The sequence below is a fragment of the Bacillus sp. NPDC094077 genome (genome assembly GCF_050279465.1).
GTDB lineage: Bacteria > Bacillota > Bacilli > Bacillales > Bacillaceae_G > Bacillus_A.
The window spans coordinates 148,228-171,494 of record NZ_JBNNUF010000008.1; the positions used below are offsets into that span (position 1 = coordinate 148,228).

Genomic DNA, 23,267 nt, shown 5'->3' on the forward strand with positions numbered 1-23,267 from the left:
AGTTTGAAAATTAAATTTTCGAAAGAATTTAATTTTTTGTCACTTTTTTTGTCGCTTTTTGAAAGGGATTTTCATGTATAATGAAGAATATATTAATATAGTATTTTAATAATGCTAATTTGTAATAGCGAATAGGTACAATAGCTTGTAGCAAACGCCCAAGTATGAGAAAGGGCGGATAAACCATTCTTTTCTTCATATACATATAGAAAATGAGAAAGAAAGTGAGGGTTGCATATGGCTGGTTGGGTAATTTGGTTTATAATAGCTGGTATTTTATTTATCGCGGAAATGTTGTCGATTACATTTTATATGCTTTGGCTTGGAATTGGAGCTGTTGTCGGAGGTCTTATTGCTTTATTTGCTCCTGACGCACTATTTTTACAGGTCGTTGCTGGTGCGATTGTAAGTTTAACATTGACATTCTTTACGAAAAGAATTTCAAAAAACTTTCGAGCAGCAAAAGGTTTTACTGATACAGTAGATATGCTTGTCGGTAAAAAAGGAACTGTTATGCAAGCGATTACAAAAGAAGCGAACGGTATTGTGAAAGTGGATGGAGATACTTGGACAGCTATTGCAGATGCTCCAATTGATGCTGGAGAAAAAGTCGTTGTTATAAAGAGGCATAGTACTATATTACAAGTGAAAAAGGAGAGTGAATAAATATGGTAGCATTAACGTTAACGATTATATTCGCACTAATTGTAGTTACATTTATCGCATTAACAATTAAAATTATTCCTCAGCAAAAAGTTGGGGTCGTTGAAAGATTTGGTAAGTTTCAACGTATAATGCACCCAGGATTAAATATTTTAATCCCGATTGTAGATCGCGTTCGTGTATATCATGACTTACGTATTCAACAAACGAATGTACCACCACAAAAGGTAATCACGAAAGATAACGTACAAGTAGAAATTGATACAATTATTTTCTATCAAATTGTTGAACCAGAACTTGCGACATACGGTATTTCAAATTATGAATATGGTGTTCGTAACATTACTTCTGCAACGATGCGTCAAATTATTGGTAAAATGGAACTGGATGAAACGTTATCTGGTCGTGAGAAAATTTCAACAGAAATCCGCTTAGCGCTTGATGAAGCAACAGAAAAATGGGGCGTTCGCATTGAACGTGTTGAAGTTGTCGATATTAACCCGCCGAAAGATGTGCAAGCATCGATGGAAAAACAAATGAAAGCAGAACGTAATAAACGTGCGATTATTTTAGAAGCAGAGGCAGCAAAACAAGATAAAGTCCTTCGTGCGGAAGGGGAAAAACAAAGTAAAATTTTAATGGCTGAAGGGGATAAAGAAGCGCGTATTCGTGAAGCTGAAGGTATAAAAGAAGCAAAAGAATTGGAAGCAAAAGGGGAAGCAAGAGCGATTGAGGAAATCGCAAAAGCAGAACAAAACCGTATTGAATTACTTCGTGCAGCAGATTTAGATGAGCGTGTACTTGCTTACAAATCATTTGAATCATTAGCTGAAGTTGCAAAAGGGCCAGCAAATAAAGTCTTTATACCGTCTAATGCAATTGAAACACTTGGTACACTTGGGGCAATCGGAGAAATTTTTAAAGAAAAACAAACGAAGAAATTACCTTCAAATGATGCAGGAAAAGAACAATAAGGATGATGAAGAGAAATGGGATGCCATTTCTCTTTTTTGTACGTATATTAAGAAAGGCTTGTACATATCCATGTATAAAGAAGGTGATTCAGTGAAAAAGTATGCAACTCGTATACATGGGAAGAAGCTAGTCTCGTTGCTCTTTTTATATGCACTAGTAGTAATTATTATTGCGTCAATTTTGACGTCTCTTTTACATACAATGAAATCGAATTATGCGAATCAATGGTTTGGAAAAGTGTCTATGCAAGGTTTCGTTCAAATGATAGAAAGTGAGAATCATTATTACGGATTTGATTATTTTAAGCAAAATAAACGGGAGTCAGTTGGGAATTTAATGTTCTCTATTGCGACAGACTTGAAAATAAAAGATTTAAGAACATTTGTCGGTAAAGAAGTACCTGGTATGTCAAAGTATTACTCTAATATTATCGTAGCTGGAGAAGGGACAAACTTTACGAATATCCCAAATGAATCTAGTGTACCGATTGAAGAAGTAACGAAAGAGCGAGAAGTAGCAAAAGAAAAAATTACAGAAGCGGAAAAGAATAACCCAGTGCAAAAAAAGAATGGGACAAAAAAAGGAGAAAGCGCGGTGTATATTTACCATACACATAGTTGGGAATCCTTCTTTCCGTTATTACCGGGGGCTACTGATCCATCGAGCCCAGATGTAAATGTGTCTTTACTAGGAGATCGTTTGAAAGAACAGCTAGAAGGACAGGGAATACCAGTAATTCATGATAAAACGAATATGGGAGATTTATTAGCGAGTAAAAAGTGGAAATGGTATCAAGCATATAAAGCGTCTCATGGATATGTAAAAGAAACATTGGCGCAGAATAATAAAATCGCGTTTCCAATTGATATACATCGTGATGATCAGCGGAAGAAGGTAACAACAAAAGTAATTAATGGGAAGTCGTATGCAAGATTATATTTTATTATTGGAATGGAAAATGGAAATCATACAGAGAATGAAAAAATTGCAAGGGCAATCAATAGTTATATAGATGAAAACTATTACGGGTTAAGTAGAGGGATATTCCCCAAATATAAAAAAGACGGCGATGGTGTTTATAATCAAGACTTATCTAAAAATGCAATGCTAATTGAAGTTGGTGGTATCGATAATACGTTAGATGAATTATATAATACGATTGATGTGTTAACGGAAGCGTTTAGTAAGTATTACTGGAATGATGCGGAAAAAGTGAATGGATGAGGGACGGGAAACCGTTCCTTTTTCATGTTCACTAAAAAAAATTAAGATTTCATAATGTGAAATAAAGGAGAAACTGCAAGAATTAAAATTGATATAATGATTGAAAATTCAGTCATCTAATAGAGTTTCTAAACTTTTTAGTATATTATTTTGGGAAATCGGAGGGGGAAGAATGGCAATTAGAACAGGGGAACAGTATATTGAAGGATTACGAAAAAGAAATCCTGAAATTTGGATTGGCGGGAGAAAAGTAACGGATGTAGTAAATGAAGATGTTTTTCGTGAACCTATTTTACAAATTGCGAACTTATATGATATGCAGCACAATCCAGAATATCAAGATAAGATTACTCATATATGCGAAGAGACTGGAGAAAGAGTCTCGAATGCATTTTTAGTTCCAAAAAATTATGAGGACTTAAAAGTACGTCGTGAATTGTTTGAAATATGGGCGAAAGCTACCTTTGGTTTAATGGGAAGAACACCGGATTTTTTAAATGTAACAGTTACTTCAATGGCAAGTAATGCGTGGTTCTTCGAGAAATTTAACCCAGAATGGGGAGCGAATATAAAGAATTATTATAAACATATACGGGATAATGATCTATTTTTAACACATGCGATTATTAATCCGCAAAATGATCGGAGTAAAGCTTCTCACCAACAAGAAGATGAAACGATGCATTTAGGTGTAGTAAGTGAAACAGCGGAGGGGATGTATGTTAGCGGTGCTAAAATGTTAGCGACACTTGCTCCAATTACAGACGAAGTAATTATATACTCTTATCCAAGTTTTAAACCGGGTGATGAACGTCATGCAATTTCTTTTGCAGTTCCAATTGACGCACCAGGCCTAAGAATTCTATGTCGTGAGCCAATGCAAGATGGAAAACGCTCTCTATTTGATCATCCACTTGCATCAAGGTTTGAGGAAATGGATGCATTACTAGTATTTCATAATGTGTTTATCCCATGGGATAAAGTATTTATTTATCAAAGTGTAGAAGCTGGGAATCAATTGTATCCTAAAACGGGAATTGGTCATCAGCCAGCGCATCAATCTGGAGTAAGAGGGTTAGTAAAATTATCATTCGCTGCTGAAGTAGCTATGAAATTAGCAGATTCGATAGGGGTAGATGGATTTTTAAATGTACAAAACCAGTTAGCAGAACTTATGCAAGATGTCGAAACGATACGTGCGCTCTTACAAGTAGCTGAGTATGAATATGAAACGAATCCATATGGAGAAGTTGTTCCTGCAAGGTTGCCGCTTGATACGATACGCAGTTTATTACCTAAAATGTATCCACGAGCTATTGAAATCATTCAAACCATTGGTGCTGGTGGATTATTGATGTCACCGACAGGTGCTGATTTTATGAATCCTGAGATTCAAGATGATATGAATAAATATTATATTGGGCGTGAAGGTGTCTCTTCTGAGGAACGAGTTCGTTTATTTAAATTAGCATGGGATTTATGTGGAGAAGCTTTTGGACAACGATTATTACAATATGAGCGTTATTATTCAGGAGATCCGGTGCGTAAAATGGGAATGTTTTATAATGCGTACAAAAAACAACAAACTTTTTCCCTAGTAAACAATGCTTTGCAATCAAGTTCATCTGAAGGTGCTTTGAGCTAAGCAATAATGTTTACGCTTACATTTTTGCTTGGAAAAGGAAGGAGCAGCAGATGATAACAAGAATTTTACTGATAGGACGTAAATCTTCTAAACTTTTTAGCCACATTTAAAAATAGAGAAATATAACTGAAATAGGGGAGGTAAATGATTTGATCGCTTCTATCAGTAAAATTTGCAAAATTCTAAATTGTTTCACAAGTGATGAACCTGTACTAGGGAATTCTGAAATAGCAGAAAAACTAAATATGAATGCAAGTACGGTTCATCACCTTGTGCGTACGTTATGTGCTGAAGGAATGCTCATACAAGATGAGCAAAGAAAATATAGACTAGGTTGGAAATTGTTAGAGTGGGGAAACCAAGTCATGTTTCAGCAAGAAATTTATAGTGGAGCAATTCCGCTTGTAGAAGAGCTTGTAAGAAATTTTAGTGGAACTGTGCATATTGGCATGTTTGATCGTGGTGATGTTGTATTTATTATGAAAGTTTCATCAAAGGAGTCTGTTCAAATTTCAACACATGTTGGATCTAGAGAACCTGCATATTGTACAAGTACTGGGAAAGTACTGCTTTCATTTCATTCATCTCCCTTAGAATATACTTCAGAAAAAGGACTTTTACCACGAGCCCCCAATACAATTACTTGTATAAAACAATTTCAGACAGAGTTACAGAAGATTCGTAAGCAAGGTTATTCAATTAGTGACAATGAAAATGAGCATGGCCTGTATGGGATTGCAGCTCCTATTCGATCTTATACTGGGAGAACCATTGCGGCACTTAATATTGTTGGACCTATATCGTATATGCAGGGGAGTAATCGTGAAATCATAATTCAAAGTGTGATGAATACGGCAAATTTGATCTCGAAGGAATTTGGCTATTTGGAAATTTAACTCTAGAAGAAGAGAGATGAGAATCATTTATATACATGAGCAGTGTATACCTGAATTAACGAAATCCATTGTCTCAATTGGTGCTTTTGATGGTGTACATAAAGGCCATCAAGCTGTTATTAAAAATGCGATTGAGAAGGCAAAGGAATTAAAGATAGCAAATGTTGTGTATACATTTGATCCACCGCCACGTTCTTATTTTCAAGGGGCGCAAGTATTAACGTCTATTGATGAGAAGGTAAAACGTCTTCAAAATCTTGGTGTTGAACACGTAATTGTAATTCGGTTTGATGAGTCATATGTAACAAAAAGTGCGAGTTGTTTTGTTCAAGAGTTAAAAAGGTTACGTCCTGTAGAAATTTATATTGGACAAGATTTTAGATTCGGAAAAAATAGAGAGGGTAACATAGAGTTGCTAAGAGAACACTTCAATATTTCTATAGTGAAAGATGTTTGCTGTGAAGAAGGGGAGCGAATATCTTCAACGAGAATTAGAAATTATGTATGTCGTGGAGAGTTGCAAAAGTCTAGCGCTTTACTTGGTTGATCTATGAAAACAATTTAAATAGAAGGAAAAATGAGGAGGAAATAATATGTCTAAAACATTACAATCTTTTAATTTAATAAAATGGATTGATGAGAATAAGGAGTTATTGAAGCCGCCAGTAAATAACAAGGTTATTTGGCAAGATTCGGAATTTATCGCCATGATATTAGGTGGTCCAAATAGAAGACGTGATTTCCACGTAGATCCTTCAGATGAATTTTTCTACCAAATTAAAGGTGACTGTTATGTGGAATGTATTACAGAGGAAGGTAAGCGGGAAGTCGTCACAGTAAAAGAAGGGGATGTGTTTATGCTACCAGCTATGGTACCACATTCACCACATCGTGTTGCTAACACATTTGGGCTAGTAATTGAAAGAAAACGTAGCCAAGGAGAACTTGAGGATTTCGTTTGGTTCTGTGACGAGTGTAATCATGAAATGCATCGTGTACGTGTTCAATTAAATGATATTGAAAAACAAGTAAAAGAAGCAATTCATAGTTTTAATTCAAATAAGGAAATTCGCGCATGTAAAAACTGTGGTTACATTATGCCAGAAGAAGTGGAGGAATGGAAGTGCGAATAGATTTTCATACACATATTATTCCTGAAACTTTTCCGGATTTTGAAGAGAAGTTTGGTGGCGGTCGTTGGCCAATATTAAATCGGACTTGTACATGTGGTGCAAGTATTATGGTTGGTGGTAAAAATTTTCGTGACGTTACAGATCAAGTATGGTGTCCTGAGAAAAGAATTGAAGATATGAACCGTGAAGGTGTTGATATTCAAGTTTTATCGCCAATTCCTGTTACATTTTCGTATTGGGCAAAACCAGAGGAAGCCGAAAGTATGGCGCGTATTCAAAATGATTTTATTGCAGAAACAGTTTTAGCATATCCAGATCGTTTTGTTGGATTAGGAACGGTTCCAATGCAAGATGGAGAAACTGCGGTTCGTGAAATGGAGCGTTGTATTACGGAATTAAATTTACATGGTATTGAAATTGGTACAAATGTGAATGGGAAAAATTTAGATGACCCATCGTTTATTGAATTCTTTCGAATGGCTGAAAAGTGGCAAGTTCCAATATTTATTCATCCATGGGAAACATTAGGGCGCGATAGAATGCCTCACCATAATTTTATGTACACAGTCGGGATGCCAAGTGAAACGGCACTTGCGGCAGCTACACTAATATGGAGTGGAATAATGGAAAAGTTTCCACGGTTGAAGGTTTGTTTTGCGCATGGCGGCGGATCTTTTCCATATATTTTGCCAAGATTAGATCAAGGCTGGAAAGTATGGCCGCATTTACGGTTGACTACACACCCTCCTAGTTATTATGCAAAGAAATTTTATTTTGATTCTTTAAATTATGATCCTATTAATTTGAAATATATGATTGAAAGATTTGGGCATGAAAAGATTTTCATGGGTTCGGATTATCCATTTTTATTGCGAGAAATTGATCCCGGCAAAGTGATTGATGAAACAGTCGGTTTATCGGAGGAACAAATAGCAGCAATGCTTGGGGGAAATGCAGCAGAATTTTTAAATATTGATATAAAAAAACGAGGTGTAACATATGCAGAGAGTACAAACACCTGAGGACAAATTAAGTGAGTTGGGAATTACACTACCAGCTATTCGTCCAGTAGTTGGGAACTATGTTAGTTGTGTAAAAGTAGGTAACTTATTGTTTACTGCTGGACAAGGTGTAGATGAGTATCACGGGAAATTAGGAAAGGATATATCAATTGATGAAGGGTATAAAGCAGCGAGACAATCAATGTTGAATCTGTTAAGTGTTGTGAGAAACGAACTAGGTGATTTAAATAAGGTAAAACGAGTTGTAAAGCTACTTGGTTTTGTAAATAGTACGGAAGATTTTATTAATCAGCCAAAAGTAATGAATGGAGCATCGGATGTATTAGTAGATATATTTGGAGAAAAGGGAAAACACGCTCGCTCTGCGGTCGGAATGGCTCAATTACCTAATAACACAACAATTGAAATTGAGATGGTTTTAGAAGTTGAGGAATAGGAGGTAAGGAAGGTGAATAAAGAATTATTATCTGACAAGCTGAAAGTAAAAGATGCGAAATTGTTTATTGATGGGCAATATGTAGATTCCATATGTGGTGAAACGTTTGATACGTTCAATCCAGCGACAAATAGAAAGCTAGCTTCTATAGCAAAGGCAAATGAAGAGGACACAAAAAGAGCAATTGATGTGGCAGAACGTACATTTAAAAGTGGCATTTGGAGCAAAATGCCTGTTGAAGAGCGATCAAATATTTTATGCAAAATGTCAGATTTAATTATGGAAAGAGTGGATGAACTAGCGTATATAGAAACTCTTGATGTTGGAAAACCAATTAAAGAAAGTAAAGGATTCGATATACCACGCTCGGCTCATAATTTTCGCTTCTTTGCTGAAATGGCTAAATATTTGGTACATGAGCATTATGACAAACATAATTTTATGTCATATGCAAAGTACGCTCCGGTGGGAGTAACTAGTTTAATCATTCCTTGGAATTTGCCATTTATGCAAATGACATGGAAAGCATCAGCTGCACTCGCTTCTGGTAATACTGTTGTTGTCAAACCAGCCTCCTATACGCCATTAAGTGCAATTATGCTCGGTGAAATTGCAAATGATGCAGGATTACCTCCAGGTGTACTTAATATTATTACAGGTCCAGGTAATATTGTTGGGACAACAATGACAACACATCCAGCTGTAAGAAGAATTTCATTTGTTGGAGAAAGTAGTACTGGAAAAACAATTATGCGTAATGCATCAGAAAATCTAATTCCTGTTTCATTAGAATTAGGTGGTAAATCAGCAAATATCGTATTTGAAGATGCAGATTTAGATGAAGCGGTACAAGGATCGATTGAAGCTATTTATCGGAACCAAGGAGAAATTTGTTTAGCTGGTTCAAGATTACTTGTGCAAGAAAGTGTATATGAACAATTTTTAGAGAAATTTGTAGCGGCTGTACAAAAAATAAAAGTTGGAGATCCACTTTCTGAAGATACCGATATGGGAGCACTTGTATCAAAATCCCATTTAGAAACAGTTGATCGTTATGTAGAAATTGGCATTTCAGAAGGTGCAAAATTAGCCTATGGTGGAAAAAGAGTTGAAAGTTTAGTAGAAGGGAATTTTTATGAACCTACTATTCTATATGATGTTGATAATAGTATGCGTGTAGCGCAAGAAGAGATATTTGGTCCAGTTCTAGTTGTTATTCCGTTTAAAACGGAAGAGGATGCGATTCGTATTGCGAATGATTCTATTTATGGATTAGCTGGAGTTGTTTGGACAAATGACCTTAGACGAGCACAGCGAGTGGTTTCACAAATCGATTCAGGTTTACTATGGATTAATTGTTGGTATGTTCGAGATTTACGCACTCCATTTGGAGGTTCAAAGGCTAGTGGAATTGGTAGAGAAGGTGGGCGTCATAGTTTCGAATTTTATACGGAAGCTAAGACAGTTACGATGAAATTATAAGGTCAATGTTGTAACAATGGCACTTAATCCGGCTGTAAAGCTCCTACCCAAAAATTTTGTGGAGACAAAGAATTTAGGTGGGGGCTAATTAAGGTTTGGCTGATTTGTAATAAATATAAAATTGAAAAATGAGGTGAGATGAATGAAGTTAATGATTAAAGGATTAGCTGATGAACTAATACAAGCTGAAAATTCGTGTGTAGGGATTAGTCCTTTTACAGAGAGATATTCTAATTTATCAGTTTTAGATGCTTATAATATTCAACTTGAAGTTGTGGGGAGAAAGTTAGAGAGCGGACGTAGCGTAATTGGGAAAAAAGTTGGACTTACGAGTGTTGCGATGCAGCAGATGCTCGGGGTAAATGAGCCAGATTATGGACATTTGCTAGATGATATGAAATTAGAAAATGGTAGTGAGGTTTCAATAAAATCCTTTGTAGCTCCAAAGATAGAAGCAGAAATAGGATTTGTTTTAGCAGAAGACTTAAGCGGACCTAATGTTACATATGTTGACGTACTAATGGCGACGAAATATGTCGTGCCTACACTTGAAATTATTGATAGCCGAATTGCCGATTGGAATATTAGGCTTGCTGACACAGTTGCGGATAACGGATCGTCGGCAAAAGTGGTAATTGGTGATACATTCTCTAGCGTTGATAAAGTAGACTTACGTACAACTGGAATGACACTTTATAAGAATAATAGTTTAATTGCAACGGGAGCTGGCGCAGCTGCATTAGGACATCCTGCGCAAGCTGTTGCTTGGTTAGCTAATAAACTTCATGAATTTAATATTGGATTAAAAGCAGGGGAGTTAATTTTACCAGGTGCGTTATCAGGTGCAGTATCAGTGCATAGTAAAGATAGTATTCAAGCTGATTTCGGTTCACTAGGTGCGGTTTCTGTTACGTTCATATAGATTAAAGCGTTGAAAAGAGGGGGGATAAATGTGGGAAAAGTAAAGGTGGCCATTATTGGGTCTGGTAATATTGGCACAGATTTAATGTATAAATTAAGAAAAAGTGAAGTCATAGAGCTAAATGCCATGATTGGAATAGATTCAGAATCGGATGGTCTAAAGCGAGCAAAAGAAGCCGGATACGAGGTCTTTGATAATGGAATACAAGCAATTATAGATAAACCAAGTATAGCTGATATTGTATTTGATGCAACCTCAGCGAAAGCTCATAGTTATCACGCAAAAGTGTTAGAAGAGCTTGGGAAGATTGTAATTGACTTAACACCTGCTGCATGTGGCCCATTTGTTTGTCCAGCTATACAAAATAATGATTTTATTAAAAAGCAAAACGTGAATATGATTACGTGCGGAGGACAAGCAACGATTCCGATTGTTCATGCTATAAATGAAGTAGCAAATGTTACATATGCAGAGATCGTTGCTACAATTTCAAGTTTAAGTGCAGGTCCAGGTACAAGGGCAAATATTGATGAATTTACAATTACGACGAGGCGTGGAATTGAAGAAGTTGGCGGGGCAGATTATGGGAAAGCACTTATTATTTTAAATCCTGCAGAGCCACCTATATTAATGAGAGATACAGTATATTGTGAAGTTAAGTATATGGATGAGGATTCTATCCGTGAAGCAATTCATAAGATGGTTGAAGTAGTTAGGACGTATGTCCCAGGTTACTCTTTAAAACAAGAGCCGATGTTTGATGGGAATTGTGTAACTGTATTTTTAGAGGTTGAAGGAGCTGGAGACTACTTCCCTTCTTATGCTGGTAATTTAGATATTATGACAGCAGCGGCTTTAAAAGTAGGTGAAGAATTTGCGGCGCAAATCATTTCAGAGAAGAAAAGGGGTGTAATGAATGAGGCGAAATAGTGAAATGCCAGTGAAAATAACGGAAGTTTGTTTACGTGATGGAAGTCATGTAATGAAACATCAATTTACAGAAGAACAAGTTCAATCTGTAACTAGGGCATTAGATGAGGCTGGTATGCATTATATCGAAGTGAGTCATGGAGATGGTTTAGGTGGTTCCACATTACAATATGGAAAGTCATTAGTTAACGAAATGAAGCTGATTGAAGTAGCGGTAGAGGAGTGTAAGCAAGCTAAAGTAGCTGTTTTGTTAATTCCTGGAATTGGAACGATCCATGAATTAAAGCAAGCTAAAAATGTTGGTGCGAAACTTGTTCGTGTAGCAACGCATGTAACAGAAGCGGATGTTTCAGCTCAGCATATTCAATTTGCACGTGAGTTAGGTATGGAAGTGTGCGGTTTTTTAATGATGGCACATTCGGCGCCAGTTGAAAAATTAGTAGAACAAGCAAAGCTTATGGAGGATTATGGTGCAGAAGCGATTTATGTGACTGATTCAGCCGGTGCTTTATTGCCTCACGAAGTACGTGAGCGTATTCGTGCATTACGTCAATCTTTAAATGTTGAAATTGGATTCCATGGACATAATAACCTTTCTGTTGCGGTAGCGAATACAGTGGCGGCAATTGAAGAAGGTGCGACACGTATTGACGGAAGCGTGCGCTGTCTTGGAGCTGGAGCTGGAAATGCCCAGACGGAAGTATTGCTCGCTGTTTTAGATCGTATGGGATATAAGCTAGATATAGATTTATATAAGATGATGGACTTAGCTGAGGATGTTGTTGCGCCTTTATTGCCAGTACCACAAGAAATTCAAAAAGGTAGTCTTGTAATGGGATATGCTGGTGTATACTCTAGCTTTTTATTACATGCTGAAAGAGCGGCAAAGCGTTTTCGTGTAGACGCTCGTGATATTTTAATAGAACTTGGGAAAAGAAAAGTAGTTGGTGGACAAGAGGATATGATTTTAGATGTAGCGGCAGAATTAGCAAAGATAAAAACGGAGGTGTAAAATATGGCTTTAGTGAAAGGGGCAGATTTAGAAATTGTGGAGTATTTACTCCAGGCTGAAAAGGAAGGAAAAGAGGTAGTGAAAGTAACGGATAAGCATCCTGATTTAACTGTGGATGATGCTTATAGATTGCAAAAATGTTTAATTGAGCAAAAAGTGAAGGAAGGTTCTAAAAGAGTTGGTGTAAAACTTGGATTAACGAGCAAGGCAAAACAACAAATGATGGGGATTGATGAAGCCATTTACGGATATTTGTTACATGATATGTTAGCGTTCGAATGGGAGCCGTTGCGATATGAAACATTGATCCATCCAAAAGTAGAACCAGAGATTGCTTTTTTAATAGGAGAAGATTTACAAGGTACGAATGTTACAGCCGATGATGTATTAAAGGCAACAAAATATGTCGCTCCAGCTTTAGAGATTATTGATAGCAGGTATTTAAATTTTAAATTTACATTACCTGACGTAATAGCAGATAATTGTTCCTCTTCAAAGTTTTTATTAGGAAGTAAATGGATTGATGCTAAAGAAATAGATTTAGCTAGTGTAGGGATGGTTATGTCGAAAAACGGTAAGATTGCTACGACTGGGACGGGGGCAGCTGTACTGGGACATCCAGCAGAGGCGATTGCTTGGGCGGTAAATAAACTTGGTTTACAAAATGAAGGATTGAAAAAAGGTGATATCGTATTAAGTGGAGCATTATCAGAAGCGATTGCTTTTAAAGCAGGTGATTCTATAATTGCACAATTTGATGACTTAGGAAGCGTTTCAATGTTTTGTGAATAAATAGAAAGGAGAGATAGAAATGCCAATTATACAAATTCAAATTATAGAAGGTAGAAGACAAGAACAGATTCAAAACCTTATCTTGGATGTTACAGAGGTAGTTGCAAAAAATTTAGACGTAGATATTGGGCGTATACGTGTTTTAGTAAATGAAATACCTAGTTCACATTGGGGAGTTGGAGGAAAGTCGAAAGCTAGTTTAGGAGGAAGTTAGTTGGTAATAAAAGCAATTTTCATTCTTTTAGGAATGGAGATTGCTTTTATTATTTTGAAAAATTTTGATAGTATGTTAAAATTTAGTTTTGGTTTAAAGGAGATAAGGGGGAAGAAACATGCAAATACTACTAATACGCCACGGAGAGTCAGAGGCTGATATTTTAAATGTACATGAAGGGCGAGCTGACTTTGAATTAACAGAAAAGGGAAGACAGCAAGTACAAAAGCTTGTACAAAAAGTGAAAGCGGACTTTCCGCCAGATTTCATTTGGGCGAGCACATTAAAGCGTGCCCGCGAAACTGCTGAAACATTAGCTGAGGCGATCGGGTGCCCAATTCAACTAGAAGAGGAATTAATGGAGTTCAATAATGGAGTGCAAGCTGGTTTATCATTTGAAGAAGCGGAAAAATATCCAGAGCCAAAGTTTCTTCATGACCGTTTTGAAAATGGAGAATCATTTATTGAATTTAGAATGAGAATAGAAGGGATCTTTTCTAAAATCGTGACAGAGAATACATATGATCGAATTGCAATTGTTGCCCATGGAGGCGTAATTAATAGTATTTTACGTGCGTTTTTCAAAATGCCAATTAGCATGGACTATTATTTTATAATGGGAGATACGGGGATTAGTTTGATTGAACTTACAGATAAACAGAAAACTATTCATTTTATAAATGATACAAATCATTTAGATGGAATGTAAGTAGATATGTACAAAGTTGTATTTTTCGATGTTGACGGTACGCTTTTGAGTGAGATTGATAGAAGTATGCATAAAAGTACAAAAGAAGCGATACAAAGATTAATAGATAAAGGAATTCATGTAGTTGTTACAACAGGGAGACCATATAGTTTATGCTCACAATTTAAAGAGCTGGGCATAGACACATTTATTTCTGCAAATGGCGGACATATAAAGTGTAAGGAAGAAGTTATACATAAATCGGTACTTTCAAGTGAAATTGTTTATGATATTTCAAATTTCGCTGAATTACATGGTCACAGTGTTTCTTACTTTACAGAAGAATTTGCAATGAATGGTATAGCCTCAAAAGATGAACGTGTAATACGAGCATTAAACGAAACTTTAAATTTAGACCGGTATCCTAACAAAGTTAGAAACTTATCAGAAGAGATTTATTGTGTATGTCTATATGCTGATGAAATAGAAGCCCAAAAATTCTTTGAAAGATATCCAACGCTTACGTTTGAACGTTTTCATGGTTACGTTATGAATGTGTTGGAAGATAATCAAGTATCGAAGCTAACTGCAATTCAAAAAGTATTGGAACATCTAAATATTTGTAAGTCAGAAGCATTGGCATTCGGAGATGGTGGAAATGATATTGAGATGTTACAGTATGTAGGTTTAGGAATTGCGATGGGGAATGGCGGAGAAGAGTTAAAAACAAAAGCTGACTTTGTTACAAAGAAATCAAGTGAAGGTGGCATTTCTTTTGCTTTAAAAGAGTTTGGGATTATTTGAAAAAATAATTAGTCAGTGTAAAAAATCCTGTTTTAATAACAGGATTTTTTTGTCTAACAATATTCTTGCAATAAAAGGAAGAATGTGAGTATAATGAAAAATAGTTAGGTAAGCTAATTAAAAGAAAGGAGAGTGAAAATGAATGGATTCAAAAAAAGGTGCTATTCCTTTAGGGATTGAGCCTTATGCAGAGTTAATAAAAAAGACAGCATCAGCGGATACGGATCCAATCGCAGCAAAACTTGGTTTGTTAATGTTATGGACGTCTGATAATGTTCTAGATGCTGTTGACGTAGATTTAGCGCCGCTTGGTATTTCGGAAAGTAAATTAGATTTTTTACTGTTGTTTATTTTGCGTGAAATGGAATCGAATGGGGAAGAAGTGAACATGAGTCCTTCGGATATTGCGAGCCGATTAGGGATTACACGTGCTTCTGTCACTGGCTTATTAGATTGGATGGAGAAACGAGAGTTAATCGTAAGATTCCATCATTCTGAAGATCGAAGAAGATTAAAGGTGAAAATTACTCCGAAAGGAAAGGAACTAGTTGCGCATTCTTTACCGACTTTTTGGTCATCTTGCGCTTCATTAATTGATGAATTTAGTCAAGAAGAACGTCAAGTGTTAGAGAAGCTATTAAATAAAATGCAAGTAACTATGCAGATGAAATTAGGAGAAGGTAGGTAAATAAGTTGATTGTGAGAGTCAACTTTTTTATTTAAATATATAATTAGGTTAGCTTATTATATGTTTAGCTAATTTAAGGAGGGTGGTGATATTTCTTTTAACGTAAACAAATTAAGTGAGTGTTGAAGGAATGTCATTTTAAATAATTTGCTTTAGATGTTTTAAACCGATGGGGAAAATCATGATAAGGGGGAGATTTTATGATGGAAATATCAAAAGAAGTAAATAGTGAAAGGAATTATACAGTAATGACAGCGGTGTTATGTTGGACAGGTATGGTAGTTATGTCTAGCCTATATGTGACGATTCCTTTAATCGCTCTATTTTCAGACCTTTTTAAGGTTTCATTAGCGCAATCTGCGGCTATAGGCAGTATATTTTCTGTAGGCTTTGCTATAGGTTGTTTGTTATTTGGGGCAATCTCTGATAAATATGGGCGAAAAAAAGTGATCTTTATTGGATTGCTTGCACTGTCGATTGTTTCTTTTTTCTTAGGGTTTGTGGATAGTTTATTTTGGCTTGTTATTCTTCGAGGGTTACAGGGTATAGCAGCAGCTACATTTTCTCCAGTAGCGTTAGCTTACGTTGTAGAAATGTTTCCAGTAGAAAAAAAGGTTACAACAATAGGGTTTGTTAGTACCGGTTTTTTAGTAGCTGGAATTACAGGGCAAGTAATAAGTACTGCTGTAAGTCAGCATTTCGGATGGCATATGGTGTTCTTTCTTCTTAGCATTGTCTATATCATTACTGCAATATGGGTTCATTATTCTCTTCCGAAAGGGGAAATGTCTCAATCCTATACTGATATTTTGGGATCCATTAAACAGATGGGTAAAGTTTTTACACATAAAAGCTTAGTATTGAGCTATATGATTGCGTTTGTTTTATTAATGGCTTTTGTTAATATGTATACTGTTTTAGGGAATTATTTGAGCTCTCCTACTTACAATTTAAATGCAGAACAAATTCTTTATTTTCGCTTAGCAGGGTTATTTGGTATGTTGCTGTCACCACTTGCAGGTCGTTTAACAAAGAGGTTCGAAGTAAAGCAAGTTCTTCAAGGAGGATTGTTGGTCGCTATTTTTAGTCTAAGTTCAATGGGATTTATTTCGAACCTGCCGTTACTTGTAATGATGAGCGTCTGTTTCGTAATAGGTATTGCTATAGCGGTTCCATCTTTAGTTTCTCTTGTTGGCCAATTAGGAGGGAAAGCAAGGGGAATAGCAGTTTCTATTTATACTTTCGTTTTATTTTTAGGAACTAGTATAGGACCTATTATTTCTATTTGTCTTATGAAAATAGGGGACTATGCTCAGACGTTTATTTTATTAGGATTGATACTCTTTATTGGCTTTGTTTCTACTCTTTTTATTCGAATAAAGGAATGCAGGGATCTTTAATATGGTCAACTAATAAAATATGAATTTGACCGCGATGATGATAAAAGTGTGCAACGATTTCAAGCAACCATTCAAATCGAGAATAAGAAATACCCCAATAAGCAGTCATAATTTCTGCTAATTCTTCATTGGAATAGGATAAAAAAGTTTTAGAAAGTAAATCGTACCTTTGTATCATCATTTGTTGCATTTGAGTAATTGTTTCTGGTGTTTGTTCTATATAAAAGGTATGTAATTCTTTTTCCGTAATACCATTTAATATGAGTAAATCAGCGTGGCAAATAAGGGAAAGATGTGTACACATTTCAAATAATGACCGCTTTGATTCAATCGGTTTTATTTTTAAATCACTTTCAGTATATTGGTTCAGTATTTGAATAGAAGTATCAACAGCAACTTTAAGTTGGTGCAACGCAGATTGTACAAACATTGTAATTCTCCTCATCTCCGTATATAATAGTTTCTTAAGGGTATTATATCATACTCAAAATTCCGAAAATTCTAGTAGTTTGACTAGCATATGGAAAAGTATTATATTGTAAAAGGTCATATGAAACGTGAAATAGAATGGAATGTAATTATTGAGTTAGGAGTTAGACCAATGAGCTTGAAATATGGAAGAGATACAATTGTTGAAGTTGACTTAAATGCTGTAAAACATAATGTAAAAGAATTTAAAAAACGTGTGAACGATGAAAATATCGCGATGATGGCTGCTGTAAAAGCAAATGGGTATGGACACGGGGCGGTTGAAGTTGCGAAATCTGCTATCGAAGCAGGAATAAACCAGCTTGCAGTAGCATTTGTAGATGAAGCAATAGAATTAAGAGAAGCTGGAATTACCGTTCCAATTTTAATTTTAGGCTATACATCAGTAGCAGTTGCGGAAGATGCAATTCAATATGACGTGATGATGACTGTTTATAGAATTGAAGATTTACAAAGTATAAATGAAATTGCAAAACGCCTTCAAAAGAAAGCGCGAATTCAAGTGAAAATTGATACAGGAATGAGTCGTATCGGTTTACAAGAAGAAGAAGTTAAACCATTTCTAGAAGAATTAAACCGTGTGGAGTATGTAGAGGTAGTAGGGATGTTTACACATTACTCTACGGCAGATGAAATTGATAAATCATATACGAATATGCAAACAAGTTTATTTGAGAAAGCTGTAAATACAGCAAATGAATTAGGAATTCAAATACCATATATTCATAGTTCAAATAGTGCAGGATCAATGGAACTTAGCAACACATTTCAAAATATGGTTCGTGTCGGTATTGGAATTTATGGAATGTATCCATCAAAAGAAGTTGATCATACTGTTGTAGCTTTAAAACCAGCGTTGTCATTAAAATCAAAAGTAGCTCATGTTAAACATGCGAAGAAAAATCGTGGTGTTAGTTATGGAAATACGTATGTAACAACGGGTGAAGAATGGATTGCAACTGTACCGATTGGTTATGCTGATGGTTATAATCGTCAGTTGTCTAATAAAGGGCATGCATTAATAAACGGAGTTCGAGTACCTGTTGTTGGCCGTGTTTGTATGGATCAGCTTATGCTAGATGTTACAAAAGCGATGCCAGTACAAGTAGGAGACGAAGTTGTATTCTACGGTAAACAAGGTGAAGAAGAAATTGCAGTAGAAGAAATAGCTGATACATTAGGTACAATTAATTATGAAGTTACATGTATGTTAGACAGAAGAATTCCTCGTGTGTATAAAGAAAATAATGAAACGACTGCGGTTGTAAATATATTAAGAAAAAACTGAATCGATATGATTCAGTTTTTTTCTTTACTTTTCATAAATGAAAAGTGGGCTATTGGTGCTTCTTTAACAAGTCATAATAATTATGCTTCATTATAATTTCAAAGCCACAATGTGTATATAACTTTAAAGCATTGTTATTTTTCGTTTCGACGTCTAATTCAATTGTTGAAACTCCTTCTGTAATAAGTGTATATACCATATAACTTAGAATATCTTTACCATATCCTTTACCTTGATAAGAAGGATGAACTGCGAAGCCTGAAAGTGTAGTAGATCGCTCTTGGTGAGTAACTGTAATCGTTCCAACTGATTTTTCATTAATGAGAGCAATGTAAACTTGATGAGAAGGTGACTTCATCATTTTTTGTAACCATGCGGATGTATTTGCTACAGAATCTCCGAAAGCTTTACTAGAGATTTCTATAAGGTCAGGAAGTAATTCTGAAGATGCGATGGAAAGTTTAATATTATTCTCCATTGTTTTTTGTGTTTCATTTGATTTGCACGTCATATTGTATTCGCTGTATAGATAAGATAATTTCATTTGATTTGCAAATGCTTTCCCAGATGAGGAATCACCGTTAATGATGAGAAGAGCTTCGTCTGTTTCTCTTTTTTGTATTTCGTTCATTGCAGTTTGTAAAAGGGTAGTGCCTATATGTTGTTTTCTATAGTTTGGATGCACAAATCCTATTAACTCCAGTTTAGTCGGCCTTTCAAAGTCATACATACTTAATGCACCGATTAATTGGGTATCATCATAAAATAGAAAATCATTTATCTCTTTTTTATTACGAGCAGTTAAAAAGTTAACATGTAAATCTGATGAGTAATCAATTTGATCGTATTGTCCGCAAATATGAGCTAAATCTTTCATTTGCTGAATTTCGTTTGCTGTTAAAGATTTCTTTTTTTCAATATTCATTTCATAATCCCTCGCAATCGTTTTTAAAAATAGGATGGGTGACGTAACCACTTTTCTAATTCCACACTACCTTGAACAGATAATAACCGATACAAATATCGATAAGGCTGTCTACATTTTTCAAGACGAGGAATGGGCATAATGGTCTCATAACCTTGTTTAAAAGCGCGAGCCTCTTTTTCTGTAAGTACATATTCTAGTCCGATAAAATCAAATTCTCGTGGAGCAACTGCATAAGCTTCTGTATCTACTAAACCTGTAATAGTTGTCCCATCTGATAAAAACTGAGTAGGGTCCATATCAATTAAGACGAGTGTAGATTCCTCGGGTCCTGGCAAGGTAGAAAGCTGTAACTCAAAAGTATGAAATGCGTTATGTATGCTTGCATTATCGGAATAAAACATATTTACAAGATTTTTACTTACTTTTAAAATGTGAGACTTAAATTCTTCTAGTGGAACTTGGAAAGTTCTTGCTGGGTTTCCTATAAAATCTGCTTGAAACGAATGAATTTCTGCTAGTCCTTTTCCTAGGCTGAATAAAATTGAATCAGGTTGTTCGAGAAATGATTGAAGTGTTTTCCCTTTTAATTTTTCGGCAACGACGTATTCTCGTCCATTTAAAATATGTTTCTGTAAAATAGTTGGAATAGGAAGATGTGTATGCTTTTGCAGCAATTTATGTATTGCTTCCAAATGATGTACGTTCCTTGGATCAACTCCAAAAAGATTTTTGCATCCCCACCAAAAATCATTATTTGGCTCTTCATTCATTTTAGAAGAACGAACAATAACTTCTTTTTCTTCTGTTTGAACGAGAAAAACGTCGCTTGCATGATCTTCATAGCCTGGATGTAAGGGTTGAACCGATAGAATAGGTGAAGTGAATAATTGTTGTAACATAAGAGAACCTCTTTTTTCTGCGAATTCGATAAATTCATTATATAACAGATTATATACGACGTGATTATGATAGGGAACAATATGGAACATAAATAAATGTATAGGGAGAAATCGAAGTGAAAATTATATTTTTCTAGTTTTATAAGAATTATCAAAATACTATGTATGAATGATAAACGTGTAAAAATGCTCCTATATAAAGATCGTATTTTACAGAAAATGAGGGATAGAAGGGGAATTAAGCATTCTTTTATAAGATTGTTAATTATAATAGTGTAGGCTATAGAAAATATTTCTCAATAATAAAATGAAGAGAAAAATATGAAGTAGTAGAATAGATTCCTTTATAATAGATTTAAATTAATTAATATAATTAATTATTAATTTTGTTATATTAACTGGATAGGAGAGAATATTATGGCAAATGTACTCGTAATAAATTTCCCTGGAGAAGGTCATATTAATCCGACTTTAGCAGTTGTTAGTGAGCTAATTCGGCGCGGGGAAACAGTCGTGTCATATTGTATTGAAGATTACAGAAAAAAGGTTGAAGCAACAGGTGCTGAATTTCGATCATTTGAGAATTTTCTTTCGCAAATTAATATTATGGAACGAGTAAATGAGGGTGGTAGTCCTTTGACGATGCTATCTCATATGATTGAAGCATCAGAACGTATTGTTACTCAAATTGTAGAAGAAACAAAAGGAGAAAAGTACGATTACTTGATATACGATAATCATTTTCCGGTAGGACGTATTATAGCGAATATTTTACAATTACCTAGCGTTTCTTCTTGTACAACTTTTGCTTTTAATCAGTACATTACTTTTAATGATGAGCAAGAATCGAAACAAATAGATGAAACTAATCCACTATACCAATCTTGTTTAGCTGGTATGGAAAGATGGAAAAAGCAATATGGAATGAAATGCAATAGTCTGTATGATATTATGAATCATCCTGGTGATATTACTATTGTATATACTTCCAAAGAATATCAGCCGCATTCGGATGTATTTGATGAATCTTATAAATTTGTCGGTCCATCAATTGCTACTCGAAAAGAAGTAGGCAGTTTTCCTATTGAAGATTTAAAAGATGAAAAAGTGATTTTCATTTCTATGGGAACAGTTTTTAATGAACAACCTGCCCTGTATGAAAAGTGTTTTGAAGCGTTTAAAGATGTAGAAGCGACAGTCGTATTAGTTGTTGGTAAGAAGGTAAATATAAGTCAATTTGAAAACATTCCGGATAATTTTAAGTTGTATAATTATGTGCCGCAATTAGAAGTATTACAGCATACCGATGTATTCGTGACACATGGTGGTATGAATAGTTCTAGTGAAGCGTTATATTACGGTGTCCCGTTAGTTGTAATTCCGGTAACAGGAGATCAGCCTTTAGTTGCGAAAAGAGTGACTGAAGTAGGGGCTGGGATAAGGCTTAATCGTAAAGAATTAACTTCTGAATTGTTACGTGAAGCTGTACAGAAAGTAATGGATGATGTGACGTTTAAGGAAAATAGTCGTAAGGTTGGAGAGTCGCTTCGAAATGCTGGTGGGTATAATCGAGCAGTTGATGAAATATTTAAAATGAAAATGAATTCGTACTTAAAACTTAAATAAACGTTTGAAACACACTTACTGTAATATGTAAGTGTGTTTCTGCTATTAGGCTTTAAATAAATTACATAAAAATCACCGTAAAGGTGAAACTTTTGTGTATATAAGCTGATATCTTTGTATTAGTTGTAAAATTACGGTAAAATAATACTAAGAAAATATATAAGTTTTGGGGGTAATGAATGAAGAAAGTATTTGAATACGTATTATTAACAATTGGCTCAATTATTGTAGCAGGTTCATTAGAGCTTATTTTAGCACCTAATGGATTAGTAGATGGCGGGGTAACGGCCATTGCTATTATGGCAAATAAAGTTGCAGGGTTGCCGCTTTACGGAGTATTTTTAGGACTTAATATTCCTATTTTATTATTTACAGCAAAAGTAATGGGGAAGAAGTTCTTTATCCGTACTTCCTATGCAAATGTTGTTACAACACTCGGATTGATTTATTTAAAACCATTTCCAGCAATTACGACTTCGGAATTATTAATTGTACTTTACGGAGGAGTTCTATTTGGAGTTGGTGTTGGAATCGTTGTAAAAATGGGCGGAGCAATTGATGGATCAGAAATGTTAGCTGTTTGGATGAACAAACACTTTAAAGTACCAATTAGTACATTTTTACTTGCTGTAAATGCAGTTATTTTCATTTTTGTTGCCATTTTATTTTCAATCGAACAAGCGATGTTCTCATTAGCAATTTTCTATATTGTTACGAAGATGATTGATTTCATATTAGACGGTATTAATCAAGGAAAGAGCGTCATGATTATTTCTGGGAAAAATAAAGAAATAGGCGATCTGCTTATGAAAGAATTGCAATTATCCGTTACGTATCTACATGGAGAAGGTGGTTTTTTAGGAGAGCATAAGAAAATCATTTATTGTATTACAAATCGTTTCATTTATCCAAAAATGAAAGATCTCGTTCTCTCTGTAGATCCAACTGCTATAATTGAAGCATCCTATTCAACAGAAACAACTGGTGTCAAGCGTCCGGGAAGGGCAGCTCGATCAGGTGAATAACTAGAAGAAGGTTGTCCCAAAAGATATTTTGGAACAGCCTTCTTTTTTGTTCTGTTGAATTGTTAGTGTATTACAAGTTAAACTCA

At 35.2% G+C, this 23,267-nt stretch carries 25 protein-coding genes; 22 read left to right on the plus strand and 3 right to left on the minus strand.

Features of this window, described 5'->3' with window-relative positions:
* Window positions 1-237 precede the first annotated feature (237 nt).
* The 19 genes from ACQKNR_RS19485 (at window position 238) to ACQKNR_RS19575 (ending at window position 16,926) form a co-directional block, all read left to right on the plus strand.
* Window positions 238-666, plus strand: a complete 429-nt coding sequence (locus ACQKNR_RS19485; RefSeq protein ID WP_427319758.1) for an NfeD family protein — start codon at window positions 238-240, stop codon at window positions 664-666.
* A 2-nt stretch (window positions 667-668) separates the two neighbouring features.
* Window positions 669-1,637 (plus strand): SPFH domain-containing protein, encoded by a 969-nt coding sequence (locus tag ACQKNR_RS19490; RefSeq protein WP_427319760.1) that lies wholly within the window; start codon window positions 669-671, stop codon window positions 1,635-1,637.
* A complete protein-coding gene (gene spoIIP, locus ACQKNR_RS19495; protein ID WP_427319762.1) occupies window positions 1,615-2,862 on the plus strand; it encodes a stage II sporulation protein P in 1,248 nt (415 codons plus the stop codon). Before ACQKNR_RS19490 ends, spoIIP begins: the two co-directional genes overlap by 23 nt.
* A 172-nt stretch (window positions 2,863-3,034) precedes the next feature.
* Entirely contained in the window at window positions 3,035-4,507 is a 1,473-nt protein-coding gene (locus tag ACQKNR_RS19500) for a 4-hydroxyphenylacetate 3-hydroxylase family protein (protein WP_427319764.1), read from the plus strand.
* Between the two features lie 149 nt (window positions 4,508-4,656).
* Window positions 4,657-5,403, plus strand: coding sequence for an IclR family transcriptional regulator (locus tag ACQKNR_RS19505; RefSeq protein WP_427319766.1), 747 nt, complete (start codon window positions 4,657-4,659; stop codon window positions 5,401-5,403).
* A 16-nt stretch (window positions 5,404-5,419) separates the two neighbouring features.
* A complete protein-coding gene (locus ACQKNR_RS19510) occupies window positions 5,420-5,950 on the plus strand; it encodes an FAD synthetase (RefSeq protein WP_427319768.1) in 531 nt (176 codons plus the stop codon).
* 46 nt (window positions 5,951-5,996) lie between these two features.
* Window positions 5,997-6,536 carry a 3-hydroxyanthranilate 3,4-dioxygenase gene (nbaC, locus tag ACQKNR_RS19515; RefSeq protein WP_193410961.1) on the plus strand — a complete coding sequence of 180 codons (540 nt, stop codon included), beginning with the start codon at window positions 5,997-5,999 and terminating at the stop codon, window positions 6,534-6,536.
* Window positions 6,521-7,558, plus strand: coding sequence for an amidohydrolase family protein (locus tag ACQKNR_RS19520; protein WP_427319770.1), 1,038 nt, complete (start codon window positions 6,521-6,523; stop codon window positions 7,556-7,558). The genes nbaC and ACQKNR_RS19520 overlap by 16 nt, the downstream gene beginning before the upstream one ends.
* Window positions 7,536-7,994, plus strand: a complete 459-nt coding sequence (locus ACQKNR_RS19525; RefSeq protein WP_427319772.1) for a RidA family protein — start codon at window positions 7,536-7,538, stop codon at window positions 7,992-7,994. Before ACQKNR_RS19520 ends, ACQKNR_RS19525 begins: the two co-directional genes overlap by 23 nt.
* A 12-nt stretch (window positions 7,995-8,006) precedes the next feature.
* Complete coding sequence (locus ACQKNR_RS19530; protein WP_427319774.1) at window positions 8,007-9,476, plus strand: aldehyde dehydrogenase; 1,470 nt, start codon at window positions 8,007-8,009, stop codon at window positions 9,474-9,476.
* 142 nt (window positions 9,477-9,618) lie between these two features.
* On the plus strand, window positions 9,619-10,398 hold the full coding sequence (locus ACQKNR_RS19535) for a 2-keto-4-pentenoate hydratase (RefSeq protein ID WP_427319776.1): 780 nt from the start codon (window positions 9,619-9,621) through the stop codon (window positions 10,396-10,398).
* A gap of 30 nt (window positions 10,399-10,428) precedes the next feature.
* Window positions 10,429-11,328 carry an acetaldehyde dehydrogenase (acetylating) gene (locus ACQKNR_RS19540; protein ID WP_427319778.1) on the plus strand — a complete coding sequence of 300 codons (900 nt, stop codon included), beginning with the start codon at window positions 10,429-10,431 and terminating at the stop codon, window positions 11,326-11,328.
* On the plus strand, window positions 11,315-12,340 hold the full coding sequence (gene dmpG / locus ACQKNR_RS19545; RefSeq protein WP_427319780.1) for a 4-hydroxy-2-oxovalerate aldolase: 1,026 nt from the start codon (window positions 11,315-11,317) through the stop codon (window positions 12,338-12,340). Before ACQKNR_RS19540 ends, dmpG begins: the two co-directional genes overlap by 14 nt.
* A gap of 3 nt (window positions 12,341-12,343) precedes the next feature.
* Window positions 12,344-13,132 carry a 2-keto-4-pentenoate hydratase gene (locus ACQKNR_RS19550; RefSeq protein WP_427319782.1) on the plus strand — a complete coding sequence of 263 codons (789 nt, stop codon included), beginning with the start codon at window positions 12,344-12,346 and terminating at the stop codon, window positions 13,130-13,132.
* 19 nt (window positions 13,133-13,151) lie between these two features.
* Window positions 13,152-13,346, plus strand: coding sequence for a 4-oxalocrotonate tautomerase (locus ACQKNR_RS19555; RefSeq protein WP_427319784.1), 195 nt, complete (start codon window positions 13,152-13,154; stop codon window positions 13,344-13,346).
* 118 nt (window positions 13,347-13,464) lie between these two features.
* Entirely contained in the window at window positions 13,465-14,055 is a 591-nt protein-coding gene (locus ACQKNR_RS19560; protein ID WP_427319786.1) for a histidine phosphatase family protein, read from the plus strand.
* Between the two features lie 6 nt (window positions 14,056-14,061).
* Entirely contained in the window at window positions 14,062-14,838 is a 777-nt protein-coding gene (locus ACQKNR_RS19565) for a Cof-type HAD-IIB family hydrolase (protein WP_427319788.1), read from the plus strand.
* 142 nt (window positions 14,839-14,980) lie between these two features.
* Entirely contained in the window at window positions 14,981-15,526 is a 546-nt protein-coding gene (locus ACQKNR_RS19570) for a MarR family winged helix-turn-helix transcriptional regulator (protein ID WP_427319790.1), read from the plus strand.
* Window positions 15,527-15,729: 203 nt separating this feature from the next.
* Window positions 15,730-16,926: an MFS transporter gene (locus ACQKNR_RS19575; RefSeq protein ID WP_427319917.1), complete on the plus strand. Its 1,197-nt coding sequence runs from the start codon at window positions 15,730-15,732 to the stop codon at window positions 16,924-16,926.
* Here ACQKNR_RS19575 and ACQKNR_RS19580 read toward each other — a convergent pair.
* A complete protein-coding gene (locus ACQKNR_RS19580; protein ID WP_427319792.1) occupies window positions 16,895-17,356 on the minus strand; it encodes a DinB family protein in 462 nt (153 codons plus the stop codon). The genes ACQKNR_RS19575 and ACQKNR_RS19580 overlap by 32 nt on opposite strands.
* Before the next feature lie 171 nt (window positions 17,357-17,527).
* On the opposite strand from ACQKNR_RS19580, the gene alr reads away from it, so the two are divergent.
* The gene (gene alr / locus ACQKNR_RS19585) at window positions 17,528-18,703 is read left to right on the plus strand and encodes an alanine racemase (RefSeq protein ID WP_427319794.1); all 1,176 of its coding nucleotides are present in this window, start codon (window positions 17,528-17,530) and stop codon (window positions 18,701-18,703) included.
* A gap of 49 nt (window positions 18,704-18,752) precedes the next feature.
* On the opposite strand, the gene ACQKNR_RS19590 is transcribed toward alr, so the two are convergent.
* Window positions 18,753-19,628, minus strand: coding sequence for a GNAT family N-acetyltransferase (locus ACQKNR_RS19590; protein WP_427319796.1), 876 nt, complete (start codon window positions 19,626-19,628; stop codon window positions 18,753-18,755).
* 23 nt (window positions 19,629-19,651) lie between these two features.
* Complete coding sequence (locus ACQKNR_RS19595) at window positions 19,652-20,530, minus strand: phosphotransferase (RefSeq protein WP_427319798.1); 879 nt, start codon at window positions 20,528-20,530, stop codon at window positions 19,652-19,654.
* A gap of 417 nt (window positions 20,531-20,947) precedes the next feature.
* Here ACQKNR_RS19595 and ACQKNR_RS19600 point away from each other — a divergent pair, with 417 nt between their 5' ends.
* Both ACQKNR_RS19600 and ACQKNR_RS19605 read left to right on the plus strand, forming a co-directional pair.
* Window positions 20,948-22,156, plus strand: a complete 1,209-nt coding sequence (locus ACQKNR_RS19600; protein ID WP_427319800.1) for a macrolide family glycosyltransferase — start codon at window positions 20,948-20,950, stop codon at window positions 22,154-22,156.
* A 179-nt stretch (window positions 22,157-22,335) separates the two neighbouring features.
* Window positions 22,336-23,181, plus strand: coding sequence for a YitT family protein (locus ACQKNR_RS19605; RefSeq protein WP_427319802.1), 846 nt, complete (start codon window positions 22,336-22,338; stop codon window positions 23,179-23,181).
* Window positions 23,182-23,267 lie beyond the last annotated feature (86 nt).